The sequence below is a fragment of the Nonomuraea angiospora genome (genome assembly GCF_014873145.1).
Taxonomy (GTDB): Bacteria; Actinomycetota; Actinomycetes; order Streptosporangiales; family Streptosporangiaceae; genus Nonomuraea; species Nonomuraea angiospora.
In genome coordinates this window covers 10691008-10715114 of sequence record NZ_JADBEK010000001.1, presented here as the reverse complement: position 1 = coordinate 10715114, position 24107 = coordinate 10691008, and the positions used below count along the sequence as shown (strand labels likewise).

The 24107-nt window shown below is 73.0% G+C and carries 22 protein-coding genes; 8 read left to right on the top strand and 14 right to left on the bottom strand.

Annotation, left to right across the window (positions count from 1 at the left end):
* Positions 1 to 114: 114 nt before the first annotated feature.
* The 3 genes from H4W80_RS49370 to H4W80_RS49360 are packed head-to-tail and all read left to right on the top strand — an operon-like array spanning position 115 to position 3825.
* A complete protein-coding gene (locus H4W80_RS49370; RefSeq protein ID WP_192791393.1) occupies positions 115 to 747 on the top strand; it encodes a hypothetical protein in 633 nt (210 codons plus the stop codon).
* Between the two features lie 10 nt (positions 748 to 757).
* Positions 758 to 1984 carry a hypothetical protein gene (locus tag H4W80_RS49365; protein WP_192791392.1) on the top strand — a complete coding sequence of 409 codons (1227 nt, stop codon included), beginning with the start codon at positions 758 to 760 and terminating at the stop codon, positions 1982 to 1984.
* Positions 1981 to 3825 carry a protein kinase domain-containing protein gene (locus H4W80_RS49360; RefSeq protein WP_192791391.1) on the top strand — a complete coding sequence of 615 codons (1845 nt, stop codon included), beginning with the start codon at positions 1981 to 1983 and terminating at the stop codon, positions 3823 to 3825. Before H4W80_RS49365 ends, H4W80_RS49360 begins: the two co-directional genes overlap by 4 nt.
* A gap of 7 nt (positions 3826 to 3832) precedes the next feature.
* On the opposite strand, the gene H4W80_RS49355 is transcribed toward H4W80_RS49360, so the two are convergent.
* The 4 genes from H4W80_RS49355 to H4W80_RS49340 all read right to left on the bottom strand — a co-directional run bounded on the left by H4W80_RS49355 (position 3833) and on the right by H4W80_RS49340 (position 10049).
* Positions 3833 to 6052 carry a transglutaminase TgpA family protein gene (locus tag H4W80_RS49355; protein ID WP_192791390.1) on the bottom strand — a complete coding sequence of 740 codons (2220 nt, stop codon included), beginning with the start codon at positions 6050 to 6052 and terminating at the stop codon, positions 3833 to 3835.
* 194 nt (positions 6053 to 6246) lie between these two features.
* Positions 6247 to 7371, bottom strand: coding sequence for a DUF58 domain-containing protein (locus H4W80_RS49350; RefSeq protein ID WP_192791389.1), 1125 nt, complete (start codon positions 7369 to 7371; stop codon positions 6247 to 6249).
* Positions 7368 to 9539 carry a hypothetical protein gene (locus H4W80_RS49345; RefSeq protein ID WP_192791388.1) on the bottom strand — a complete coding sequence of 724 codons (2172 nt, stop codon included), beginning with the start codon at positions 9537 to 9539 and terminating at the stop codon, positions 7368 to 7370. The genes H4W80_RS49350 and H4W80_RS49345 overlap by 4 nt, the downstream gene beginning before the upstream one ends.
* A 93-nt stretch (positions 9540 to 9632) precedes the next feature.
* Positions 9633 to 10049: a YbaB/EbfC family nucleoid-associated protein gene (locus H4W80_RS49340; RefSeq protein WP_318787414.1), complete on the bottom strand. Its 417-nt coding sequence runs from the start codon at positions 10047 to 10049 to the stop codon at positions 9633 to 9635.
* 145 nt (positions 10050 to 10194) lie between these two features.
* On the opposite strand from H4W80_RS49340, the gene H4W80_RS49335 reads away from it, so the two are divergent.
* Positions 10195 to 10476 carry a hypothetical protein gene (locus H4W80_RS49335; RefSeq protein WP_192791387.1) on the top strand — a complete coding sequence of 94 codons (282 nt, stop codon included), beginning with the start codon at positions 10195 to 10197 and terminating at the stop codon, positions 10474 to 10476.
* Entirely contained in the window at positions 10476 to 11606 is a 1131-nt protein-coding gene (locus H4W80_RS49330; protein ID WP_192791386.1) for a hypothetical protein, read from the top strand. Before H4W80_RS49335 ends, H4W80_RS49330 begins: the two co-directional genes overlap by 1 nt.
* On the opposite strand, the gene H4W80_RS49325 is transcribed toward H4W80_RS49330, so the two are convergent.
* The 6 genes from H4W80_RS49325 to H4W80_RS49300 form a co-directional block, all read right to left on the bottom strand.
* A complete protein-coding gene (locus tag H4W80_RS49325) occupies positions 11603 to 12325 on the bottom strand; it encodes a class I SAM-dependent methyltransferase (protein WP_192791385.1) in 723 nt (240 codons plus the stop codon). The genes H4W80_RS49330 and H4W80_RS49325 overlap by 4 nt on opposite strands.
* 52 nt (positions 12326 to 12377) lie before the next feature.
* The gene (locus H4W80_RS49320) at positions 12378 to 12701 is read right to left on the bottom strand and encodes a winged helix-turn-helix domain-containing protein (RefSeq protein ID WP_192791384.1); all 324 of its coding nucleotides are present in this window, start codon (positions 12699 to 12701) and stop codon (positions 12378 to 12380) included.
* Positions 12682 to 13092 carry a hypothetical protein gene (locus tag H4W80_RS49315; protein ID WP_192791383.1) on the bottom strand — a complete coding sequence of 137 codons (411 nt, stop codon included), beginning with the start codon at positions 13090 to 13092 and terminating at the stop codon, positions 12682 to 12684. Before H4W80_RS49315 ends, H4W80_RS49320 begins: the two co-directional genes overlap by 20 nt.
* A 114-nt stretch (positions 13093 to 13206) precedes the next feature.
* Positions 13207 to 13368 (bottom strand): hypothetical protein, encoded by a 162-nt coding sequence (locus tag H4W80_RS49310; RefSeq protein WP_192791382.1) that lies wholly within the window; start codon positions 13366 to 13368, stop codon positions 13207 to 13209.
* Positions 13369 to 13509: 141 nt separating this feature from the next.
* Positions 13510 to 14607, bottom strand: coding sequence for a Gfo/Idh/MocA family protein (locus H4W80_RS49305; protein WP_225964093.1), 1098 nt, complete (start codon positions 14605 to 14607; stop codon positions 13510 to 13512).
* A 25-nt stretch (positions 14608 to 14632) separates the two neighbouring features.
* Positions 14633 to 14770, bottom strand: coding sequence for a hypothetical protein (locus H4W80_RS49300; RefSeq protein ID WP_192791381.1), 138 nt, complete (start codon positions 14768 to 14770; stop codon positions 14633 to 14635).
* Between the two features lie 182 nt (positions 14771 to 14952).
* Between H4W80_RS49300 and H4W80_RS49295 the strand changes: the two genes are divergently transcribed.
* The 3 genes from H4W80_RS49295 to H4W80_RS49285 all read left to right on the top strand — a co-directional run bounded on the left by H4W80_RS49295 (position 14953) and on the right by H4W80_RS49285 (position 17145).
* Positions 14953 to 15096 carry a hypothetical protein gene (locus H4W80_RS49295; protein ID WP_192791380.1) on the top strand — a complete coding sequence of 48 codons (144 nt, stop codon included), beginning with the start codon at positions 14953 to 14955 and terminating at the stop codon, positions 15094 to 15096.
* A gap of 197 nt (positions 15097 to 15293) precedes the next feature.
* Positions 15294 to 16613, top strand: a complete 1320-nt coding sequence (locus H4W80_RS49290; protein WP_225964092.1) for a serine hydrolase domain-containing protein — start codon at positions 15294 to 15296, stop codon at positions 16611 to 16613.
* 124 nt (positions 16614 to 16737) lie between these two features.
* Positions 16738 to 17145, top strand: a complete 408-nt coding sequence (locus tag H4W80_RS49285; protein ID WP_192791379.1) for a hypothetical protein — start codon at positions 16738 to 16740, stop codon at positions 17143 to 17145.
* A 66-nt stretch (positions 17146 to 17211) separates the two neighbouring features.
* Here the strand turns inward: H4W80_RS49285 and H4W80_RS49280 are convergent, their stop codons facing one another.
* The 4 genes from H4W80_RS49280 to H4W80_RS49265 form a co-directional block, all read right to left on the bottom strand.
* Positions 17212 to 18186: an alpha/beta hydrolase gene (locus H4W80_RS49280; RefSeq protein ID WP_192791378.1), complete on the bottom strand. Its 975-nt coding sequence runs from the start codon at positions 18184 to 18186 to the stop codon at positions 17212 to 17214.
* A gap of 267 nt (positions 18187 to 18453) precedes the next feature.
* Entirely contained in the window at positions 18454 to 19659 is a 1206-nt protein-coding gene (locus H4W80_RS49275; RefSeq protein WP_192791377.1) for a low temperature requirement protein A, read from the bottom strand.
* A 114-nt stretch (positions 19660 to 19773) separates the two neighbouring features.
* Entirely contained in the window at positions 19774 to 21048 is a 1275-nt protein-coding gene (locus tag H4W80_RS49270; protein WP_192791376.1) for an amidohydrolase family protein, read from the bottom strand.
* 126 nt (positions 21049 to 21174) lie between these two features.
* Positions 21175 to 24063 carry a M36 family metallopeptidase gene (locus tag H4W80_RS49265; protein WP_192791375.1) on the bottom strand — a complete coding sequence of 963 codons (2889 nt, stop codon included), beginning with the start codon at positions 24061 to 24063 and terminating at the stop codon, positions 21175 to 21177.
* Between the last annotated feature and the right edge of the window lie 44 nt (positions 24064 to 24107).

Genomic DNA, 24107 nt, shown 5'->3' with positions numbered 1-24107 from the left:
GCCGACATTTCTGATTTGCGGCTGGTCTCTTAGAAATATCTTGAAATGACGCGCCGCCGGCCGGAGCGCGGGATAGGCAAGTGCCGGTATGTCCTTCGACCGCGGAGAGGAAGCATGTCGACACCTGAGGCCGAGGGAGGCGACGCGCACGGCAACCCCAGGCCGGGCCTCGGCCTGTCGGTATACCAGCGGCCGCAGATCACCCAGACCTACGAAGGCGGCTTCAGCGGCGCCGAGTACGACTTCGACCCGGACAACATCGAGGAGTCGTACGCCGACCACATCCACTTCCACCGCAACGGCGACTATCCCCCCGAGGCGCCCCGGACGCCGACGGACGCCGACCGCGAGGCCCTGCTCGCCCGCAACCCGGTCGACCCGGGGACGGCGAAGAAGGAGATGTTCATCAAGGTCGGCGAGTACGAGGACCCGGCCACCGGCAGGCCGCTCCCGTCGTCGCCCGTGGAGCAGCTCCGTCAGGACCTCAAGCGCCTGCAGGGCGAGGTGGGCGGCCAGAGCCTCAAGGTCCGCCTCACCCTCGCCGGGCTGACGGAGCGCGACCTCGGCAGCTGGCAGGCCGCCGCCGACATGAAGGCGACCACCGACAAGGCGCAGAGCACGCTGGACGCCGCGATCAACCGGGTCTACTCGGTGTACGCGGCCGTGGTGCAGGCGCTGGACGACACCGTCAAGACCGCCAAGAGCGCCGACCAGTCCATCGCGGGCGGCCTGCGCACGCGTAACTGACGGGGGACGAATGACCGACTACTGGACGGACGCGCTCAAGGACACCCGGGCGCCGCAGATCGACGACATCGCGCCGACCGGCAACGGCGACTCCGACAGCAGCGACGGCGTCGCCGCCCTGATCCAGGGCACCAACCCGGGGCGCGTCGCCGACGCGGGCAAGCGGTACAAGGAGATCGCCGAGATGTGCGCCGAGTCCGTGGAGCTCCTGCACAACCAGGCCGGGCGCATCGCGGAGACGCTGGGCGGCGAGTCCCTGCAGAAGATCTTCGAGACCGTCGGCGAGCTGCAACGCGACCTCGCGCGCATCAGCATCGCCGCCGATTCGGTCGGCGTGCCCCTGGAGTGGTACGGCGCCCAGGTGCTCCCCTGGTTCCACAACAACGTGCCGCGGACGGGCAGCGTCGGCCTCGACGACGACATCGGCGACGCCTTCGGCAGCGACACCAACGGCCACGCGCTCGCCCGCCATCACCTGCGGCAGCTCAACAGGTTCATGGGGGAGGTGTACGGGGCCATCGCGGGCTATGTGGAGCAGCGGTCCTCGGCCCCGCAGGCGGGGCTGACCGACCCGTCCCTCCCGCTCGGGCCCAAGCTGCCGAGCAGCCTGACCGGCGACCCGTACGCGGGCACCGGCCCGGGCTCCCCGTACGGGACCCCCCGTCTCGACACCCCCGCCCTCCAGAACCCGTCACTCCAGGACCCCTCGCTGCAGGACCCGTCTCTCCAGAACCCGTCGCTGCAGAACCCGTCGCTGCAGGACCCCTCCCTCCAGAGCCCCTCCCTCCAGAACCCCTCGCTGAAGGACCCCTCTCTCCAGACCCCGCAGACCCCGGACCTGAAGGACCCCTCGCTCCAGAACCCGGACCTGAAGAATCCCGAGCTCAACACCCCCAAACTGCCCGAGACGCCCAGGACGGACCTGGCGGCGGTGCCGCCCCAGCCGAGCCTGCCGCAGACGAACCTGCCGCCCGGCCCGACCACCGGCCAGCCCACCGGCAACGGCCCCGGCACCTTGCCGGGCACCGTCCCGGCCACGCAGCTCAGCGGCTCGGGATCGCCCGCGAGCGGCGCGGGCCGGCTGGGCGCCACCGGCATGGGGATGGGCATGATCCCGCCCATGATGGGCGGCGGCCAGAACGGGAGCGAGCGGGACCGTGACAGGGCCAGGTTCCCGCTGGTGGAGGACGAGGCGTTCGAGACCGATGACATGGGCGGCCCGTCCGTGATCGCATGACGGTGACGACCGAGCGGGTCCGCGGCTACCGGCTGCTGGAGCGGGCCGGCCAGGACGGCCCGTGGACCGCGCACCTCGCCCGGTCCGCGGCCACGGGGGCCGAGGTGCTGGTCAAGACGCTCGCGTGCCACCGGGCCGACCGGCGGGCGCTGAAGCGGATCGTCCGCGGCTTCGGCTTCCCCGAGGCGCTGGCGGCCCACGACGGCGTGATCCCGGTGCTGGAGGTGGGGGCCACCGGCGACGGGCGGCCGTACCTGGTGACGCCGCTCCACGGCGGTCTCACGCTCGCCGAGCGGCTGGGGCGGAGCCTGCCGATGCCGCTCGACGAGGCGCTGGGGCTGCTGCGGGCGGTGGCGGACGCGCTCGCCGCCACGCACGCGGCGGGCGGCGTGCACGGCCGGGTCACGCCCGAGAACGTCATCGTGGCCGGTCGCGGGGTGGCGCTCACGGGGTTCGCCATGTCCGCGCTGATGTCGATCGTGGAGCTGCCCGACGGCACGCTCCCGTCGGTGCACGCGGCGCCGGAGGAGCTGGAGGGCCACCCGCCCGTGCCCGGCTCCGACGTGTACGCGCTGGGGTCGATGGTGTACGAGCTGCTGGCGGGCCGGCCCGCGTTCCCGCTGGACGGGGCGGGGGGCACGGCCAAGTTCGTGCTCGGGGTGCTGACGGAGGCGCCGCCGCCGCTCCCGCCGGGGGTGCCGCCGGACCTGGCCGAGACCCTGCGGAAGGCGATGGCCAAGACCCCGGCCGACCGCCCGACCGCCACCGACCTGGCCACCGTCGCCTCCCAGCTCCTGACCGCCCACCCACCGACCGCACTCCCGGCCCAACCACCGACCACCCGCCTCACCGTCGGCGACGCGGGCCAACCGCCGACCACCCGACTCCCCCTCGGGGACCCGGCCCAGCCGCCGACCACCCGACTCCCCCTCGGGGACGCGGGGCAGCCCTCGACGGCCCGCCTGCCCCTCGGGGACGCGGGACAGCCCCTCACCGCGCGCCTCCCCTCGCCCTCCCCTGAGGACTCGGGAGCGGTGGAGCGGTCGGGGCCCCGTGAGCTGGTCTGGACGGTGGACCCCGACCGTTCCCAGGTCAGGCCGCCCGCCGGCCCTCAGCCCTTCTCCCAGCCTCCCCCCGAGGTCTCCGCGCCCCACGCCCCCGCCGCCGAGCCGGGCCGCCGCAGCCGGGTCCCGCTGCTGGTCACCACGGCCTCGGTGCTGGCCGTGGTGGTGGGCGTGGGCAGCGTGGCCCTGGCGATGAACGGCCGGCCCGACGCCCGGCAACCCGCCGGCGCGACGTCCGCCGCCCTCGACCCCACGACCCCCGGCACACCGCCCGAGGCCGACCACCAGCCGACAGATCAGCCGACGGACCAGGCGACGGACCGGCCCACGGACCGGCCCACCGGCCAACCGACGCCGCCGGGAGAGTCGCAACCACAGACGAGCAAGCCGCCCGCGCGCCGCCAGACCGTCGATCCCGCCGCGGTGGCCGCGTACCGTCCCAAGAGCCTCAAGGTGGTGTCCGACAACGGCACCGCCGTGACCCTCGCCTGGAAGGCGGTACGCAAGAGCGGCTACCCCGTGGTGATCCAGCAGGCCCCCGGCAACCGGCTGGTGTCGTCGGCCGGCGGCAGCAACACCTACACCCTGGGCGGCCTCGACCCGGTCACGGGCTACTGCTTCAAGGTCGGCACCGTGGTCGCTCTCGGCCAGCCCTCGTCCGTGGCGTGGTCGTCGGCCCTGTGCATCCGCGGCGCCGCGGAGACGAGCCCGGGCAGCCAGGACGACCAGGTCCAGCCCCCGATCGTGCTCCCCCTGGCCACCCCGCCACCCTCCTGAGCGGCGGCTACCCCACCAGGGATCTCGGCGACAGGCGGTGCGCGAGCCTGCTCGCGAGGCCGACCTTCTGCCGCACCAGCGCGTCCACGCCACCGAAGTGGCGCCAGGCCAGGTCGGCGTCGGCCTCGTCCACGGGCGCTCCCCCGAACGTCGCCAGGTTGGCCACGCCGGCGAGCGTCGTGAGCGGTTCACGCGCGGCAGGACCCAGGACGGACTCGGCCAGAGACGCCACCTCGCCGGCGGTCAGCGCGTCCGAGGGCACCGGGATCCCGGCCACGCGCAGCCTGGCCACCGTCTGCCGCCACGCCCCCACCACCCGCGCGGCGGGCACGGCGGCCCGGCGGCGGCGCATCCGCCTCAGCGGCGGCACGACGAGCACGGCCAGGAGGTACACCAGGAGGGCGGCGGCGGGCACGGCCGCCCAGACGAGCGGGCCGGAGGAGCCGCCGGGACGCGGCGCCGGGGTCGGGGTGGCGCGGTTGGCGGCCGTCGGGGTCGGCTTGGGCTCGGAGGAGTCGCTGTTGATCGCCTGCTCGATCTCCCGCGCCTGCTTCGGCGCGCCCTCGGCCACGTCACCGCCCCCTCCCGACCTCGTACGCGACGGCGTCGGGTAGAACGGCACCCACCCGATCCCCTCGAACTCGACCTCGGCCCAGGCCAGCACGTCCCCACCCCGCACCTGCCGCACCCCACCGGAGCCGGAACCCGAGCCAGAGCCGGTTCCCGAGCCAGAGCCGGAGCCCGAGCCCGACCCCGAGCCGGAGCCGGTTCCCGGGCGGAAGCCCACGACGATCCGGCTCGGCAGCCCGATCGCGCGGGCCAGCAGCGCGAACGAGGCGGCGAACTGCTCCGTCGTCCCCCTGCGCGACTCCGTCAGGAAGAACTCGACGCTGCGGTAGCCGTGCCCGGGCGGCGAGTTGACGTCGTTCACCGCGTGCTTGCGCAGGTAGGCCGCCAGCCGCGCGGCCCGCTGCGTCGGGCTCTGCGCCCCGGCCGTGGCGCGGCGGGCGATGGCGAGGAGGCGGGCCCGCTGCGGCGGGGTGCGGCCGTCCGGCCCGTCCGGCAGCCGCAGCGCGGCCGGGTCGGCGGCGGGGACGGCCGCGCGCAGATCCTCCGCCGTGTAGTGGCGGATCCCCGAGGTCACCTCGTACGTCATGCCCTCGCGCGCCTGCGTGCCGGCCAGCATGCCCGTCGCGGGATCGACCACGATGCCCGCGCCCTTGACCAGCAGCGGCCGGTCGGCGGCGGGCAGCCACGGGCCCGGGAGCTTCTGCAGGGTGAACCGCTGCGTGACCGGGTCCCCGCCGCCCTCCTGCCCCGGCACCCGCCCGCCCGTGGGGACGAACCCCGCGCCCGACGTCCACGTGACCCCGTCGAAGGTGTCCAGGACGGCCAGGCGCAGGTTCGCCTCCGAGGCGGTGGCGACCGTGAACAGCTCGCGCTGCGGGTTCTGCAGCCACGCCGACACCTGGTCGAGCGCGCTCACGCCGTTGATCGGCCGCGGCGGGGGCTGCTCGACGAGCCGGCGCACGTCGTACGGGCGCTCGGCCATGGGCAGGGCGGGCGCGGTGACGACGGCCGCCAGCACGAGGCAGGCCAGCAGCGGCACGCCCGCCGCGAGCGTCCCCGCCGACCTGGCCGCCCTGACCAGGCCGAGCAGCAGGGTCAGCCCGGCGAACACCGCCGCGTACGGCACCACGGACCCGGCCCCGGCGACCCCCAGCACGACCGCGACGGCGAGCACGGGGAGCGCGGCCAGGGCGGGCAGCATGACGGACCTGGACCGCAGCGCGATCTCCGCCCCGGCCAGGGCGGCGGCCCAGACCAGGAAGCTGACCAGCACGACGGCCGTGCTGTCGGGCGCCGCCGGGAGGATCGTGGTCAGGAGCCGGCCGCCCGCGTCGCGCACGCCGAGCAGCGCCGCGCGCACGGCGGCCGGGCCGGGCAGGAACCCGAGCCAGGCCTCCGACCTGAACAGCGTCGCCGACACCGCCACCAGCCAGCCCAGCACGCTGACCGGGACCGTTCCCCGGAGCGGCAACCGGCCGTACAGCAGCACCGACAGCACGCACGGCGCCCCGGCCGCCAGGCCGACCACGGGGAGCAGGGCGGCGAACGGGAACACCCCGTCGAAGGCGAGCCCGGCCGTCGCGGCCAGCAGCGCCACGACCCCCACGGACACCAGCCCCCGCACCGGCGCCCCGGCCGCGTACGCTCCGGCACTCACCGCGCCCACCCCCGGCGACCCGCCATCCACCGGCTCGCCTGCCGGCACCGGCCCGCCACCCGACGCGGATGCGGGGCCTGACACGGGCGCGGGGCCCGATACGGGCGCGGGGCCCGGTGGGCGCGCGGGCGCGACGCCCGGTGGGGTCGGGGTGCGCCCCTGTGGCACCGCGACGTCGTGGGGCGGCGGCCCGGCTAGCGGGGCCATGCCGCCGCCAGGTCCGCCAGGTCGCTGATCTCGATGACCGTCACCCCGGCCGCCGCCGGCCGCCCGCCCTCCACCGGCTCGCCCACCCGCACGAACAGCACCTCGTCGAAGCGCCGCCGCACGGCCGCCACGTCCGCGAGCCCCGCGAACGAGCCGCTGACCAGCACCAGCGCCCCGCCCGAGCCCGCCCGGCGCAGGGCGTGGAGCGGCGCGTCCGCCTGTTCGGAGCGCTCCACCACGGCGAGCCGGTCCAGGACCTCCTCGGTCTCCCCCGGCCCGCCCTTGGCGTGCAGCAGTTCCCCCGCCCCCGTGAGCAGCCGCACGGGGAAGCGGTCGCGCGTCACCGCGCAGGCCACCGACGCCGCCACGTCCACGGCCAGCTCGAACTCGTCGTCCCCTTCGTACGACGAGTACCGGGTGTCCAGGACCGTAACGGTGCTCGGCAGGTTGACGTCGGTCAGCTCCTTGACCATGAGGACGCCGGTGCGGGCCGTGGAGCGCCAGTGGACGTGCCGCAGGTCGTCGCCGATCACGTAGTCGCGCAGCCCGTTGAAGCTGATCGCCCCGTTCGGCGCGGAGCGCGAGTCGAGCCCGTCGAGGTGCCTGCGGCGGCCGGCGTGCGGGGGCGCGAGCGGCACCGTACGCGGCCGGACCAGGAGCAGGTCGGTGCGCCCGTACGCGATCGAGCGCCGCGCCAGCCCGAACGGGTCGGTGCGGTCGAGCAGCAACGGCCCGACGGGCGTCTCCCCGCGCCGCCGGGTGGGCAGCCGGTACGACACCGTCCGCGCGGTGTCGCGGGCCAGCGCCGGCACCTCCACCGTGACGGACGTGCCCCGGCAGGTGTCGCGGGCCACCAGCCCGGCGTGGCGGCGGCGGCCGGTGTTGCGCACGTGCAGGAGGGCCACCGCGGGCTCGCCCCTGGCCACCTTCACCGGCGTCAGCTCCCGCCGCACGTCCAGCCCGGCGCCGCGCAGCGTCCACAGCGCGCTCGCGCCCACGGCGGCCAGCCCCGCCACCGCGAGGACCGCCGCCTGGGCGTACCCGAGCGGCGCCCCCACGGCGTAGACCAGCACCGAGGCGGCCGCCAGGCCCCACCCCGCCCTGGTGATCACTCGCACTCCCAGAGCGGGGCCGCGGGGAAGCCCCCCTTCGGGGTGTCCATCAGCACGTCGTTGAGCCAGCCGTTGCCGCGGCCGGACTCCACCTTGTTCCAGACGTCGCTGCTCATGCCCGTGTCCGTGTCGGTGTAGGGGGCGCCCTTCTGCTGGCAGAGCACGGTCATCGTGATGTACACGCCCTTGGGGATGCGCCCCGCCTCGGCGCCCGCGCTGGGCCCGGAGCGGATGATGGTGTCCCTGTCGTTGTTGTTGGCGTTCCTGAACTGGGCGGACGGCAGGCGCAGGTCGGCCGTGGCCTCCGCGCGCTCCTCGCTCTCGCCCGCCGCGTTCTTGGCCCGCAGCGTCCAGGTGTAGGACTGGCCGTTCTTGAGCCCGGTGACCTCGGCGGCGGTGCCGTCGGGCGAGCCGGGGTGGTTGCCGGGCCCGTCCAGCGTGTACGTGACGCCGCCGTCCCGCGCGTTCTCCGGGGCCGACCAGGTCAGGTCGGCGCCGTGGTTCTTGCCCTTGGCGGTGAAGCCGGACGGCCGGCCCGGTGCGACGCACGGGCGCACGGGCACGGACGACTGGGACTCCACCTCGCCGCCGGACCACTCAGCGACCACCCGGAACGTGTACTCCTGGTCGCACCGGCCGCCGCTCACCCGGAACTGGTACGGCCCGTCGGGCTGCACGCGGGACGGCGTGACGTCGGCGGCGCCGGACGCGCCCTTGAGCGAGTAGCCCTTGACCGTGCCCTGGCGGGAGGGTGTGAAGGTGACCTCCATCCAGCCGGGCCCGGACCTGGCCGTCACCGATCCCGGCGGATCGGGCGTCTGGGTCGGCGTGGGAGTGGGCGTCGGGGTCGGGGTCGGGGTCGGGGTGTCCGAAGGAGTGGCGGACGGGGTGGGGGTCTTCGTCACGGTCACGGTCGGCACGGCCGTCTTCGTCCTCGTCGGCACGGACGTCGGCTTCCCGGTGGGCTGCCTGGTCGAGCGGGTGGGCGCCAGGGTCGGCTGCACCACCGTGGGGAGGTCGGTCGGGACCGGCAGCGGCGTCGGCGTGTCCTTCTGGCCGAGCGCCTCGTCGTACTTGCCGACCCGGTGCCCCCTGCCGTCCTGCTCGATGACCAGGGCGGTCTCGCTGAACTGGTCGTTCACCCAGAGCAGCCCGTCCTTGACGAACACCTCCAGCGGCCCCGCCTTGCCCGTGACGACCTTCTGGGGCTCGAACGCCTTGGCCACCGTGTCGTACACGATGAGCCGGCCCGTGCTCTCGTCGGCGATGTAGACGCGCCGCCCGAGCGCCTGCGGCGCCCCCAGCTTGCCGCCCTTCACCGAGACCGTGGTCAGCCCGCCGCCGGCGGTGTCGACCAGGACGAGCGCGCCCTTCCTGGGCTCCAGGATCGGCACGATCTGACTCTCGGCCACCGCCGGGACCAGCAGGCCGCCGCCGCCCGCGCCCGTCACCGTGCTGGGCAGGGACACCTGGAGCCGGGTGCCCGCCGGGCCGATCAGCATGGCGGAGGCGGCGGCGGAGTTCGTGACCAGCGGGGCGCCGTTGGCGAGCGTCAGGGTGAGCGGGTCGCCGGGCTCGCCGACCGTCACGGCCTTGACCTGCCGGCCGTCCTTCACCTGGACCAGCGTGCCGTCCTCGGGCACCGGCACCCACAATGTGCCGTCCTTGCCGAGGCCGGCCTGGCCGAGCGGCGCCTTGAGGGTGAGCGGGGAGCCGATCGTGCTCACCGTCAGCGGGTCGAGCTGCTGCACGGTGCCGGCCCGGGGGTCGATCCCGTACGCCTTCCCGCCGCCCATCACGATCTGCATGCCGCCCGCGCCGAGCGTGTTGGTCTGGGCGACCTCAAGCTGGGTGGGGTCGATGCGGCCGACCTTGCCCGTGGAGTCCATGACGAGCACGTTGTTGCCGTCCTGCACCACCTTGAGCGGCTCGCCCTCGGCGGAGGCCAGGTCCACGCGGCCGTCTAGCTGCCCGGACAGGCCGTTGGCGTGCACCACCTCACCGTTGAGCGCGCTGCCGAGCCACGCCCCGACGTCGGAGAGCTTGGGGCGGGCGCTGGAGACGCCCTGGCCCAGGAACAGGCCGACGCCGACCAGCACGGCGACGAGCGCGCCCGCGACGATTCCCGCCGCCCGCCGCCCCACCGCGTTCCGCCACCGAATGGCCACCGACTCACATCCCGTACGTGTACGTGCCCGCGGACACCCTAGGTGGGCGTCCGCGGGTCGCGAGGTTCCTTCAAATAACCTGGAAGTGTCCGATCACCGGCCGTCGCGCGTCCGGTCGTCGATGGCCCGCAACTGCTCGTCCATGGACGACTCGAACGCCTCCAGCACGCTGCCGAACTGCTCGTCGAGCAGCTCCCCGCCGGGCAGCGCGCCGCCCAGCGCGTCCGTCATGACGGCGTCGACCTTGGCGGCGACGTCGTCCTGGGCCTCCTGCGCGGCCCGCAGCACGGCCTCGGCCAGCTTCTGGCTGTCCAGGCGCATGGCCCTGGGCGCGAGGACGACGTCCATGAGCCGGCCCGAGGCGCCGGCGGTCACGCGTACCTGCCCGTCCGCCGCCTCGCCGCGGCCGACGACCACGTCGATCTCGCTCCTGAGCTCCTCGACGCGGGCCAGCATGTCCTCCGCCCGCGCGGTGATCCGTTCCAGCTCTTCGGGGTCGAAGTCGTTCACCGTACCTCCCGGGTCTCTGCGACGGGAGAGTACGGGGGAGGCCCGCCATTTCGGAAAAAGTTGAAGCGTGCCGAGTTTCATTGCTCTTACTAATGGATTAATGGCAGATTTCTCAGCGGCTAATCCGTGGGAAAGGTGCCATTTCATGAGCGGTGGGATCCGGATCGATCCGGGCGCGCTCCTGGCCGCGGGAAAGCGGTGCGAGGACGCCCGGGACGCGCTGAAGCCGTTGCTGCCCGACTTCGAGCGGAACGCCGCGCCGGCCGACGGCTGCTTCGGCCTTCTGGAGCGCGGCGGCAAGGAGCTGGAGGAGTCGTACCGGGAGTTCCACCAGGAGCTGCTCGGCTTCGCCAAGGACCTGGTGGCCAAGCTCGACGACACCGCCACCGGGCTGCGGGAGAGCGCGGAGCGGCTGGGGGGCGGCTGATGTCCGGCCCCTTCGCCCCCGTCGTCGATCTCGTCAACACGCTCAAGAACGCCGTCGCCTCGATCGGCGACGACGAGCAGGAGCAGCGCCTGCTGGCCATGGCCGCGGCCTGCCGCCGGCTCAAGGGCGGCGTCGAGGGTCTGGAGCCGGCGCTCTCCCCCATCCCCGGCTCGCTCCAGGGGTGGATCGGCGGCGACGCGGACGTGTTCCGGCAGAAGTGGCGCGACTACCTGGCCCCCGAGTTCCGGGCCACGGCCGCCGCGCGGCTCGGCGACGCCGCCGACGTGCTCGACCAGGCGGTGGAGGCGTCCAGGAAGACCAGGGAGGCGCTCAACCAGCTGATCACCTCGCTGATCGCGTCGGTGTCCGCGGGCGTCGTCGCGTCGCTGGCGGCGGCGGGCGTGAGCTCGTTGGCGGTGTGGGCGTCCAGCGCCGCGACCGCCGCCCGGGGGGCGGCGACGGCCACCGGCATCCTGAGCCGCTTCGCCGCGGTGCGCGCCGCCGCGGCGGCGGCCATGCGCGGGTTCGTGACGATGATGGGCAGGTCGGGCCTGGTGCGCGGCCTCAGCATGTACGCCGGCGGCGGCTTCCGCCAGACGGCCCTGGCCGCCCTGGGGAAGTACGGCCAGATCTACGGCTGGTCGTTCGGCGGCAACCTGCTGGCGGGCGGCGTGGCCAGGGGCGTCTTCGGCCAGAACCCCCTCGACATCTCCATCCTCTCCCTCGCCCAGACCGCCAACGCCTCCACGGTCGCGGGCCTCACCGGGCCCCTCGGCCAGACGAAGTACTTCACCGGACTCGCCGCCAGCCGCCCGCTGGTCAACAACGTGGCCATGGGCGCCCTCGCCGGCGGTGTGCCGGCCTTCTGGAACGCCAGGGTGGAGGGCAAGTCGTGGGGGGCCACGTTCGGGGACGTGGCGCTGTTCAGCGGCATCGCGGGCGGGTTCAACGGGGCGGTCGGGCGGCTGTTCAACCCGGCGCGGGGCCAGTGGGGCGTGCCGTCGCCCGCGTGGTTCAAGAACCTGCCGCCGATGGCGCAGAGCTCGCTGCTGGGCTTCGCGCCCAGCGTGGGGCTCCGGCTCGCGGTGCCCTTCGCCCCCTCGTCGCCGCCGCCCCAGCTCGACCGTTAACGGTGCCGGGCCGTCAGGGCGAAACGGCGGGCGGTCGCTTTGAGCGGCATGTCGTCGTGCAGGGCGCGCAGGCGGTCCTCGTACGCGCCGGCGTCGAAGCCCGGGACCTGCCAGGAGACGACCCGCAGGTAGAGCACGAGCGCCCCGACGTCCTGGAACACGACGGGGTGTCCGGCTTGCGCGCTCCAGGTGACCTCGAGCCCGGCGGCGTCGAGCGCGGCGGCCGCGGTTGCGAGGTCCCAGGCGCGGTCCGCGTGCGGCGGGCCGCCCAGCGCCGCGTTGAGCTCTTCCAGGTCGCGCCCGGCCACCTGCTGGGTGACGAACGTGCCGCCCCCGGCCAGGAGGCGGCGGACCTCGTGCGGGTCGTACGACTCGTGCCGGGCGACGATCAGCTCGAACGAGCCGTCGGGGAAGTGCCCGGTCGACTCGGCCACCTCGACGCCCAGCGGCTCCAGGCGGTCGCGGGCGACCGGGAGGTTCGGCGGGTGGCCCTCGGTGGCGGCGGTGCGCGGCGGGAGCGGCGCCAGGGACGCCAGCAGCTCACCCCCTCCGGTGCCGAGGTCGAGCAGGGACGCCGTGTGCGGGAGCCGGTCGCGCACCAGCCGCTCGTAGTCCCACGGCAGGTCGCCGGTCGTGGTCATCCGGCCGCGGAAGACCGCCCAGTCCCACCCCTCGAACGGCGTGGCCAGCGCGTCGCGGATCAGCTCCTCGTAGCCCATGAGCATGATCGTGCCCCGGGGAGCGGCCGTACCGCACTCCCTTTTCGCGCGGTCACCCGGGCGGGGGCGCCCCGTCCGGCGCGGGCATCCGGGAGAGCGCGACGATCCGCTCCAGCGCCGCCGCGTGCCGCTGGAACGCCTGCCGCCCCGCCGGGGTCAGCCGCACGTACGTGCGCCGCGCCCGCTTGTCCTGCCCCTTCTGCACCTCCACGTATCCGGCGCCGGCCAGTGCGGAGACCTGCTTGGACAGCGCCGAGTCGCTGGTGCCGATCGTGTCCCTGACGAACCCGAAGTCGACCCAGTCGGCCGGCGCCAGCACCGCGACCACCGACAGCCGCGCGGGCACGTGCAGGAACTCATCGAACTGCGGGTCCATGAGCCTGCAGCGCAATCGACGTGATGATCCTGCGGACCACGGGCATGATGGCGATGTAGACCGCGGCCGACAGAGCGGCGCCGACCGTGGCCTGCGACAGCAGTCCCTCCGCCGGCACACCGAACAAGAGGAAGCCGGCGATCCGGCCGATGACGAAGGCCACCAGGAGAATGGGCGTCATTCCGATGAAGACCCCGATCATCGGAGCCGTGGGCTTCGGGTGGACGGAGATCCGGAACGAGTACAGCAACCCCGAGCCCATGAACACCGCGAGCCCGAGCCCCCGAGCGACGGAGTCCCAAGGCTGCCCGAGATCGATCGACGCGAACACGGCGAAGAGCCCGAGCGCCGAGATGATCACAAAAGGCCAGGGGAAGATCTTGCGGACCATCTCCTCCCGGGTCCTGTCCTGGAAGGCGCGGATCTGGTCAAGCGAAGCCTGGGCATCCTGCGGATTCATGTGCCACCCCCGTGGTCGACGACTTTCCTAAAAGGAAAGTACCATCTACTTTCCTCGTAGGAAAGTGGTCCCGGGCGTACTCTCGCGCAGGACGACGCGGGCCGGGAGCCGCACGTCGTCCCCACCCTCGTCGTCCGACAGCGCGAGCCACATCGCGCTCAGGCCCGCCTCCCGCAGCGGCACCGCCACGGAGGTGAGGGCGGGCACGACGTCCAGCGCCGAGCGGCTCGGGCACGCCGGGGCCCGGCCCCGCGCGGAAGCCCTCGTGGCGGTCGCGGGACGTGCGCAGCTCGACGCCACCGGCCCGCGACGGTCACCGACCGGCCGAGCGCGTGGGTGGCTGCAGGGTCACGAGTTCCTCACCTTTTCCCAGGGGGCGCCCGTGCCGTCCATGCGCCGGGCGAACGGGCTGTCAGCAGTGATCTGTCCGGCCTGTACGCGTTCGCCGGTGAAGGCGGAGGCGTACAGCGCGGCGATGAACTCCATCGTCCGGCGGGTGTCCTCGGCGGTGACCGGAGGCGCCTCGCCCCTGTCGAGCGCGTCGAAGACGGCGGCGAGCCAGCCGTCGTGGCCGCTCGGCGCGGTCGTGCGGCCTTGCGCCCACAGCTCCGACACGCCCTCCTGGCCGGGCGCCGGGGTCACGGTCCAGTCGTCGTCGGTGTAGCCGTACAGGTGCTCCACCTCGACGGTGGCGCGCTCGTAGTCGAAGCGGAGCTGCGAGGTCTGTCTCGGGGACACGACGGAGTTGACGATGGTGGCCACGGCGCCGTTCTCGAACGTCACCAGCGCCAGCGACACGTCCTCGGTGTCCACCGGGCGCGCCTGGCGGGCGGCCATGGCCGTGACCTCGCGCCACGGGCCGAGCACCGAGAACAGCAGGTCGAACTGGTGGATGCCGTGCCCCATCGTCGGGCCGCCGCCCTCCGACTCCCACGTGCCGCGCCAGGGCACCGCGTAGTACGCCTCGTCGCGGTACCACTGGGTGTTGCAGGTGGCCAGCAGCGGTCGGCCCAGCTCGCCGGCCTCCTGCAGGCGGCGCAGCCGCAGCGCGCCCGCCCCGAAGCGGTGCTGCAGGACGGTCGCGACGTGCGCCGACGAGCGCCGCTCCGCCTCGATCACCGCGTCGAACTCCGCGAGCGAGAGCGTCGGCGGCTTCTCCACCAGCGCCGTGACCCCGGCCTCCAGGCACACGATGGCCAGCGGGGCGTGCAGCTGGGGCGGCGTGCACAGGTGGACGAGGTCCACCTGCTCCTCCCGCAGCAGGTCGTCCAGGCTCGCGTGGGTGCTCGGCCCGCCGTACTTCCCGGCGAACTCCCCCGCCCGCCCGGCGTCCACGTCCGCCACCGCCACGAGCTCGGCCCGCCCCGAACCGAGCAGGGCCTGCGCGTGCGCGTGGGCGATCGCGCCGGTCCCGACGATCGCGGCCCGGTAGTTCCGTTGACTCAAGATGTCGCTCCTATATGGGGGTAGGTCAGGCGCCGTCGATCTCGGCCTGCGGTTCCGTGATGAACGACTTGGCCGCTTGCTCCGGCGTCTCCCGGTCGAACAGCACCTCTTCCGGGTGCCGTTTGATGATGGCTTCGAGATCGCCGGCGCCGTTCGGGGTCACTCTAGGGGCTTGCCCGACTTTGGCAGCGTCCAGGTACTCAGCAGCGGCTTTATCCGTTTCGGTGAGCTTGGGGGTGATGGCCGCGCGGATCTTCTTGAGGACTTGAAGTACGCGCCGGGCGACTTGCCCTGCGCGCGCCGGCCGGGCGGGCTTCGCGTTCCATCGCGGCCACGACCACGGCCATGGACGGCGTCGTGAGGTCGTCGGCGACGAGCGCGATGGAGTCGCTCGCCCGGCGCAGCGCCCTGGCCGAGGCGTCCACCGTGTACCGCAGGGCCGCCGCCGCGGCCACGTCGTGCAGCGTGACCGTGGGCCTCGCCGCATAGGGCATCCGCGGTGTCCTTTCCGACGGTGAACAGACCGGTTCAGAAGAGTACCCGTACCGGATCGGCGGGCCCGCTCACCCGCCAGGCACATCGTCCGTGAGGCCGAGCGTGTCATGCGTTCGGGATGACCCGTGTCATGGGGACCTGGTGACACAGCGGACTAACCTCGCGAGCCCCGCTCGATCATGCTGACGACCATGACATCCCTCCGATTCAGGACACTGCTATCGACCGTGGGCCGTGCCAGACGGCTGGCCCTCGCGACCGGGATGGGGGCCGTGCTCGCCGCGGCGACCCTCACCGCACCGGCCGCCGCGCAGACGGCGAGCTCCACCGGGACGAGCCAGGACGGCGGGCTGGACCGGCAGGCGCTCCGGAAGTCCCTGGACGCCGTCCACGAGGCGGGCATGTACGGCATCTACTCGCAGGTTCGCGACCAGGGTCAGACCTGGCAGGGCGCGTCCGGCGTGGCCGATGTCGACACGCGCCGCCCCGTACGGCCCGACATGGTGCACCGGGTGGGCAGCATCACCAAGACGTTCGTCTCGGTGGCCATCCTCCAGCAGGTGGCGCGCGGCGCCGTCGACCTGGACGCCCCGATCGGCCGCTACCTCCCCGACCTCGTCCCCGGCGACCGCGGTCAGCGGATCACCGTACGGATGCTGCTCAACCACACCAGCCACATCGGCGACTACGTCGCCCCGGCGTTCCCGTCGCTGCTGGAGGGCTCGGCCAAGAGCCTGGACGACAACCGCTTCCGCACGTTCACCCCGAAGGAACTGGTCGGGCTGGGCCTGGCCGCCACCCCGACCGGCGAGCCCGGGGCGACCCCCGGGTCGTACTCGAACACCAACTACATCCTGGCCGGCCTGCTCCTGGAGAAGGTGACGGGCACGGACGCCGAGCGGTACGTCACCCGCAACGTCATCCGCAAGGCGGGCCTGCGGCACACGTCGTTCCCGCGCACCCCGGTCATCCCGGGGCCGCACTCCAAGGCGTACGAGTCGATGTACGGCCTGATCGACCCGCCGCGCGACTACAGCGTCTACAACATGTCGTGGGGCGGGACGGCAGGCGCGCTCGTGTCCACGATGGACGACCTCAACCGTTTCTACCGCGCGCTGCTGCGCGGCGAGCTGGTCGGCGCCGCGCAGGTCGCCGAGATGCAGAAGACGGTGCCGGTGCTGGCCGGCGGAACCCCGATCGACTACGGCCTCGGCATCTACTCGGTCGACGCGCCGTGCGGCCGCTTCTGGGGGCACAGCGGGGGCGTGTTCGGGATGAGCACGGAGTCGTACTCCAGCCCGGACGGCAACCGCCAGCTGTCGTACGGGGTGAACCGCGCGAAGTACCAGCAGGTCGACGAGAACGGCCAGATCGTGCTGAGCCCGATCGACTACGCGATCGGCGGGCACGTGCTCCTGGCCCTGTGCGGGAACACGACCGCGCAGGCCAAGACCTCCCGGCCGCCGTTCGTCCCGCTCCCGCTGGACGTGCCTCCCGCCGCCATCAAGTGATCGCCTGAACAATGTGCTGCCGATCACTCTCGTAGTGCGGATTTGTCCACAGTTGATCGCCCGGGATCTCCGTAATGTCCCTGCTGCCGGGTCAACCGGCGCACGACAAACGGGGAGGAACCCAATGCGTAAGACTCTCGCGATCGCGGCTCTGGCCGGTTCGATGGCCGTCACCGGCCTGGCCCTGAGCCCGGCCGCCGCCCAGGCCGCCACCGCCACCAGCACCACCACTTGGACCGGGACGAGCTGGGGGAAGTTCTTCTCCAGTGACCGCAAGGCCTACACGTTCGGCAAGACGTGGAAGAGCGGCGGCGTGGTCCACACCAAGTGGTACGGGGTGGACAAGGTCGGCGGGAAGAAGGGCTGGGTGTGGTTCGAGTACTACAAGAACGGCGGCTGGCACAAGTTCAACCACTCGTTCGACGGCAAGGTGGTCGGGAACTGGAGCGGCAGGGGGATCAAGAAGGTCTACACGTTCACCTGCTGGGCCGGCAAGTTCGACAACTGCGGCCGCAAGTACCGCATCTACTGATCCGCTTCCCCTCCTGACCCACCTCCGTACGGCGATCCCAGGCCCGGCGCCCCGCACGCCGGGCCTTCACCCGGCGAGGGCTTCCTGGAGATATTCGACGATCTCCGCCCGCGCGGCCTTCGCCTGCGGCACCACGCCCGGCATGCTGAGGAACGCGTGCGTCGCCCCGGGATATTCGGTGAGCCGCGCGGGCGTCCCGGCCGCCCGCAGTCGTTCGGCGTAACAGCGGCCATGGTCGGCCACCGGGTCGATGGTCGGCACCACGACCAGTGCCGGGGCCAGCCCGCCCAGGTCGTCGGCGTGCAGCGGCGACACCGTACGGGGATCCGTTCCCGGCGGAACGGCGAGCCGCTGGAACAGCCGCATCTGCGTCAGCGTGAGGGTGGGGCTGTCGGCATGCCGGTTCATCGAGGCGTGGTCGAACCCCGTCGAGGTCAGGTCGACAGCGGCGTTGACCAGCACCTGCGCCCGCAGGGGCAGGCCGGACTCCCTGGCCCGGATCGCGGCCAGGGCCGTGACCAGCGAGCCGGTGCTCTCGCCGAAGACGGCGACCCGTGCCGGGTCGACTCCCCACTCCACGGCGTGCCGCACCACGTGCCGGAGCACGTCCCAGCCGTCGTCCACGGCCGCCGACAACGGGGTCTCCTGGTCGAGAAGGCGGTGCTCGACCGAGACGACGACCGCGGGCAGCCGCGCGGCGAGGTGGCTGTTGGCCCAGTCGCTCTGCACCGCCGTGCCCACGAACCCGCCTCCGTGCACGTGGAGCACCAGAGGCAAGCCGGCCTGCCCGACCAAGGGCCGGTACACCCGGACCTGGAGTCGGCGATCGGGCAGCGCCACCTCCTGCCACCGGATCGTGGCGCCGCGGTCCGGAAACCCGGTGATCAGCCGCGCCAACCGGGACGACCGCTTGCGGTTCACCGTTTCGCGTATGACGGCCAGCTCCTCGGCCGTCATCGCCAACCAGTCAGGCTCCTTTCCCAGGGCGTGCATCAACCGGATGCCCAGCGGCGGCCGCTCCGTTGCGGTGACCTCGCTCATGCGTCCTCCTCAGCTCACTAGTTTCGCTACCTCAAGTATCGATACCAAGGGTAGCGCAATAGAGTGAGGCGGACGAGGTCTCGAAGACGACGATCCACCGTCGCCGGTTCTCGAAGGGCGGGCCCTGTGCCGCTGGAGGGCATCAGTCGCGCCGAGCGGGCGGCGGGCCTCCCTCTTCCCCATGGCGGGCGCGGGGCGGGTGGCGACGTACGTGAGGGCGTTCGCGAACCCCGCCGAGCTCACCGCGGCGCCCGTCACCGCGGAAGGTCACGACTCGCCGGAGGCGGACAGCCGCGAGCTCTGAGGCCGCGTCCCGGCGGCCGCGGTCGTGATCGTGACGGCGACCAGCAGCACGCAGGTGACCGTGATCGCCGCGACCACGGCGGCCACGCCGATCCAGGGCGCCGCGAGCGGCAGCAGCGAGGCGGCGGCGGCGACACAGCCCAGCACCGCGGCGGGATGGATGACGGGCTCGGCGGCGACCAGCGCGTGCGCCGCCCACAGCAGAGCGAGATACACGCCGACCGGGATGGCGACCGCGTAGCCGAGTGCCTGCGGCGACGCCGCGACCGCGTGCCCGCTCTGCTCCACCGCCACCTCCAGCCCGGCGCCGAGGGCCGCCAGCGCCGCGAAGATGCCGTAGTGGCCGTACCCCCACAGGTACGAGCGGTGCCGGCGACCGCTGAGCCCCTCCCCCGCCTCGACGAGGAAGTACAGCCACCAGAGAGCGAACAGCAGGACGAGCCCGCAACCGGCGATGACGACGAAGGTTGCCCTGATCTCGCCTGCTTCGAGCGCTCCCTCCACTCCCCTGCTCGCGGCCAGCACGCTCTCGCCGAGCAGAATGATCGTGAACAGGCCGTAGCGCTCGGCGATGTGGTGCGGGTGCCAGGTGGTGGGCCTGGCCCGTTCCGCCCACCGCGGCACCGCGAGTTCCAGTACGTCCAGGCAGAGGAGGACCAGCAGTCCGACGAGGGAGGGCAGCAGACCCAGCTCCGCGAGCAGGTAGCGCAGCACCCAGCCCGCCGTCACGAGACCGATGCCGGCGGCGTAGCGCAGTGCGGTGCGCCGGCCGGCCGGGTCTTCGAGACCGGCTCGCAGCCATTGGGCGACGAGCCCGATCCTCATGATGACGTAGCCGAGGGTGATGATCCCGTAGTCCGAGTGACCGAACGCGGCCGGCACGCCGGCAGCGAGGGTCAGCACGCCGGCCATCTGCACCATCGTCAGCAGCCGGTAGGCGACATCGTCGGTGTCGTAGGAGGAGGCGAACCAGGTGAAGTTCATCCACGCCCACCAGATCGCGAAGAACACCTGCAGGAACGGGACCAGCGCGGCGAGACCGTGACCGTCGGCGAGGTCGTGCGCGAGCCGGGCGGTGACGGCGGCGACCGCGACCACGAAGGTGAGGTCGAACAGCAGCTCGAGCTGGCTCGAAGCTCGGTGCGGCTCGTCGATGGGGCGGGCGCTCATCCGGACCCGAATGCGGATGGTGGTGCCGGTTGGTGGCAAGGTCTCGCTCCTGTCGCTGCGCAGCGTCCGGTCCGTCCGTAGGACAGGGCGGCAGCCGGATCTGTGACACCTCGGTCAGCCGGCCCACCTACGTCGTACGCCGCCTCGCCACACCTCCTCGACGGCCCGGGTCGCCGTGATGTCCGTGGTCGGGTCGCCGTTCACGAGCAGCAGGTCGGCTCGCAGGCCAGGGGCGATGCGGCCCCGGTCCGTCAGGCCGAAGAGGCGGGCCGTGGTGCCGGTGGCCGCCGCGAGCGCCTGCTCCGCCGTCCAGCCCGCCTCCGTCAGCAGGAGCAGCTCGTGGTGCAGGCCCGCCCCGTGCACCGGCCCGAACGGGGTGCAGTCCGTGCCCGCCAGCACCGGCACGCCCGCGCGTCGCAGAGCCGCGGCCGCGTGCGAGGCGTTCATGACGCCCTGGGAGTGCATGGGGATGTCCGCCCATTCCCGGCCGAACGTGGCCTTCGAGCGGTCCGACATGCGCGCGGCGATCCGCGGGTCCCGCAGCAGCTCCTGGCCGTTCGGGTCGCCGGTGACGGCCTCGATGTAGGTGATCGTGCTGATCACGAACGCGTCGTACGCGGCGATCCTGGCCGCCATCTCCTCGGCCCGCTCCTCGTTCACGTCGGAGTACAGGTGCGCCAGCCCGTCGGCGCCCGCGTCCATGGCGATGAGCGCCTCCCTGGCGGTGACCGTGTGCGCGATGACGCGCAGGCCGGCGGCGTGCCCGGCCTCGACCAGGACGGCGGCGAGCTCGGGGCCGAGGGCGGGCAGCCGCATCCCGGACGAACCGCCGTCGTCGATGGCGATCTTGAGGTAGTCGACGCCCTCGGCCAGCCGCGCCTCCACGAACGCCTTGGCCTCGCCCGAGTCGGCCACCGTGTCGAGGGTGCGGTCCGTGCCGAGGGCCTTGAGCACGTCCGGGGTCATGATCTGGGTCGGGTGCCCGTTCGGGGCGGTGGCGATCATGCTGGAGCTGCGGATGTCGGCCACGTCGTCGCGTTCGGCGGCCTGCCGGCGCTGGGCGGCGAGGAGCGGCGGCAGGTTGTTCATGTCGAGCTCGGTGGTGACGCCGAACGTCAGCGCCTCGGCCAGGTCGCCGTCGAAGGCGTGCGTGTGCGCGTCGATCAGGCCCGGCAGCAGGGTCTTCCCCGCGCCATCGATCACGGCATCCACGCCGCCGCCGCTTGCGAGGTCCGCCGGGCCGCCGACCGCGCCGGTACGGTCGCCGCCGCTCGCGACGTCCGCCGGGCCGGCGACCGCGCCGATGCGGTCGCCGTCGATCACCACATCGGCCGCCGGGACGGTCCGCTCGCCGTCGAAGACCCGGACGCCACGGATCAGGGTACGCATACTTCTCCCTCAGATAATTCGACACCTAACTAACTCTGCAGCGAATAGTACGACCTCGAACTAGTGGAGAGCAAGCACGCGAAACGGCCCGCGCCCCGAGGACGCGGGCCGTACGGAATCACGACCTCAGTGCGAGAACGCCTGGAACTCGGCCGCCCGCACCTGCTCCCGCTGCGGGCTGGCCGTGGCGCAGTCCGTCGCGGAGTTCGGGTCCTGGTCCTGCTCACCGGCGTACAGCGGATTGCCGGTGCACTGCGTGCTGAGCACCCGGAACATCAGATGCGTGGCGCTGGTGGCCCGCACGTCGAACGACTTGAAGATCATGTCGGCGCCCCGGGGACGCGGCAGCCCCGACTTGAAGGCGTCCGAGGGGCTGGTGTAGATCTTCGTGAAGTTCGCCGGGTCGGTGCAGCCCGAACTGCAGGCCAGCACCTCGAACGAGCGCACGCTGGAGAAGCGGTTCTGCCCGCCCGGGTCGGCCGCGTCGTTGACGTTGGGCCGCAGCATCGCGCTCACCTGCACGCGGCGGACCTTGACCGGCGCGTCGCCCGCCAGGTCCACGACGACCGACTTGCCGGCGGGCGCGCCGGTGAGCGAGGCCCAGTTCGTGGCCTCGGTCTCGTCGATCAGCTTGGCCTGGTTGACGCCGTCGCCCGTGGCCGTCGCGCCGCCCGCCGCCGAGGCGAGGTTGCGGGTCAGCGGCAGCGGGAGCGGCAACTGCACGCCGCCCACCACCACGAACTTCAGCCGCGTGTGCCCGAACCCGTCGCCCGCCACGATGAACGAGTACACGCCGGGCGTCATCTCCACCGTGTCGCCCAGCGGCGTCGCCGGGTCGGTGTCGGCCACCGGGACCGCGCGGCCCTCGTAGTCGCCCACGTACAGCCGCAGCGCCGCGCCCTTCGCCTCACCCAGCGGCTTGAGCTGCAGCGAGCCGTTCTTGCCCGCGGGGTTGACGAAGCTGGGCGTCGGGTCGGCGTCGTTCGGGCCGTTGCTGGCCGCGCCCTTGCCCAGGCCGTGCTCGGCGAACGCGCGCCACATGATGTCCTGGTTCTTGCCTCCGAACCGCATCGCGTCGGCCGCCAGCAGCGCGTCGCGGTGGTCGACGTAGCTGACCGCGCCCGAGGCCATCAGCAGCAGGGCGTCGAACGACAGCTGCGCCCAGCGCCGGTTGCCCGGGCACCGCTCGACCGGCGTCTGCCCGTCCGCGCAGGCCCGTTGCTGCCTGGCCGTGCCGTCGCCGTACCGCTTGACGAACGCCGCGCGCACGTCGAACTGGGTGGCCGACCAGATCTCGCCGTCCGCGTGCACCTGCTGGCCGACGATGTCGTACGCGACGTCGCTGTAGTTCAGCGGCGACTTGGACATGTCGTAGTTCCTGATGCCGCGTTCCTTGTCCCCGGTCACGTAGCCGCCGGTCACGTACGGGGTCAGGCCCGACGGGCGGAAACCGTACTCGAAGAGGTGCTCCATCGCGAACAGGTCGGAGGTGCTCTCGTTCATGGCCCCGGCCTGGGCTCCGCTCCAGCCGGCGTTCGGGCCGCCGATCATGCGGCCGGAGATCGCGTGCGTGTATTCATGGCCGATGACCGACATGTCGTAGTCGCCGTCCACGCAGGGCGAGTAGAACGAGCCGGCGATCGGCTGCCACAGGTACATGTTCGTGATCGGCGCGATCCCGTCAGGGCCGGTGATCTGGTTGGCGTTGTCGCGCACGGACAGCACCCGCGCGCCCGCCTGCGCGTTCCCCTGCTCGGGGTCGCCGCCGAGGCCGCCGCGAGCGCCGTTGTCCACCTGCATGTTCCAGGCCGTCTCGGTGAAGCCGAGCCGATACGACCAGTCGTGCATCCTGTTGTGCATCGCGTTCAGGTTGGCGATGGCGGCTTCCAGGTCGGCCTCACCGTCCTGGTCGAACACCGCCGGGTCGCACTTGGACTCGTGCCAGGTGTTCTTCCACGGGAAGAGGTAGTTCCTGCTCGGGGTGAGCGCGTTGGTGCGGGTCCCGACGCTGAACGCGTCGCCGTTCGCCCGGTTCTCGGTCGTCTTGGTCGAGTTGCCGGCGCTGGTGTTCGTCGAGGCGTCCGTGGTGTGGTCGACGTCCCACGCCTTGCCGGTCGCCGGGTCGCCGCCGGTCACGTAGTCGCAGCCGGGGCCGGCCGCGAAGCACCAGGTCTGGCGGGTGTCGCGGGAGGAGTAGTCGTCGCGCGGGTTCGCCGGGAAGGCCTTCCAGCGGGGGTTCTCGGGGTCGAAGTGGTCGACCAGGTTCTCGCGTACGAGGATGGCGCCGCTGACCGCGTCCACGTGCGTCGTGTATCCGGCGGCCTCGCCCTGCGAGCCGCCGATCAGGACCACCTGGTACGCGCTGTGCACCCCGTCGGGAGCGGGCACCGCCACCGGGGTGGCCTGCTTGGTGGTCGCCGTGGCCAGGTCGATGCCGCCGTCCCTGGCCGCGATCTCCAGCGCCTGCTGCGCGGTGATCGTCGCGGCCGGCGGCGCCTCCATCTCGCGGGACAGCGAGGAGGTGACGTGCCTGATCTGGCCGTTCACCACGCCGACCGCGACGAGGCCGTCCACGCCGGCCGGCAGGTTACCGAAGCGCTGGCGCAGCAGTACGGCGTGACCCGCGCCGATCGGGTTGACCGCGACCCGCTCCAGCGCGTCCACCGCCTGCGCGGACAGGCCGAAGACGGCGGGGTTGTCCTTGAGGTACGTGCGGGCGGCCTGCTCGGGATCGGACCCGAGTCCTTCGGCCAGCGGTTCGGCGCTGGTGACGGCCGCGGGGGTGCCGAGAGCGTTCCAGCGGATGTCGGCCGCCGCCCCGGCGCTGCGGGCGTTCAGTCCGGCGGGCGGGGCGACCCGGCCCTGCCGGTTGTCCACGTCCGGCTTGCTGTGCTGTTCGGCCTGGAAGTCATGGATGGGGGCCTGCCCGCCGGGTTCGCCCCGGGCGGGCCCTGCGAGGGGTAGGGCCGACGCGGCGAGCGCGACGGCGACGAGTGCGCTGCGTAACCAGGACACGTATTTCCCTCCTGCGTCTCAGGGATGCGCTGATTGCACGCATC

Coding starts and splice junctions, on each gene's coding strand:
- H4W80_RS49370 (WP_192791393.1), top strand. CDS start 115: ATGTCGACACCTGAGGCCGAGGGAGGCGACGCGCACGGCAACCCCAGG.
- H4W80_RS49365 (WP_192791392.1), top strand. CDS start 758: ATGACCGACTACTGGACGGACGCGCTCAAGGACACCCGGGCGCCGCAG.
- H4W80_RS49360 (WP_192791391.1), top strand. CDS start 1,981: ATGACGGTGACGACCGAGCGGGTCCGCGGCTACCGGCTGCTGGAGCGG.
- H4W80_RS49335 (WP_192791387.1), top strand. CDS start 10,195: ATGAGCGGTGGGATCCGGATCGATCCGGGCGCGCTCCTGGCCGCGGGA.
- H4W80_RS49330 (WP_192791386.1), top strand. CDS start 10,476: ATGTCCGGCCCCTTCGCCCCCGTCGTCGATCTCGTCAACACGCTCAAG.
- H4W80_RS49325 (WP_192791385.1), bottom strand. CDS start 12,325: ATGGGCTACGAGGAGCTGATCCGCGACGCGCTGGCCACGCCGTTCGAG.
- H4W80_RS49320 (WP_192791384.1), bottom strand. CDS start 12,701: ATGGACCCGCAGTTCGATGAGTTCCTGCACGTGCCCGCGCGGCTGTCG.
- H4W80_RS49315 (WP_192791383.1), bottom strand. CDS start 13,092: ATGGTCCGCAAGATCTTCCCCTGGCCTTTTGTGATCATCTCGGCGCTC.
- H4W80_RS49295 (WP_192791380.1), top strand. CDS start 14,953: ATGGACGGCGTCGTGAGGTCGTCGGCGACGAGCGCGATGGAGTCGCTC.
- H4W80_RS49290 (WP_225964092.1), top strand. CDS start 15,294: ATGACATCCCTCCGATTCAGGACACTGCTATCGACCGTGGGCCGTGCC.
- H4W80_RS49285 (WP_192791379.1), top strand. CDS start 16,738: ATGCGTAAGACTCTCGCGATCGCGGCTCTGGCCGGTTCGATGGCCGTC.
- H4W80_RS49280 (WP_192791378.1), bottom strand. CDS start 18,186: ATGAGCGAGGTCACCGCAACGGAGCGGCCGCCGCTGGGCATCCGGTTG.
- H4W80_RS49275 (WP_192791377.1), bottom strand. CDS start 19,659: ATGAGCGCCCGCCCCATCGACGAGCCGCACCGAGCTTCGAGCCAGCTC.
- H4W80_RS49270 (WP_192791376.1), bottom strand. CDS start 21,048: ATGCGTACCCTGATCCGTGGCGTCCGGGTCTTCGACGGCGAGCGGACC.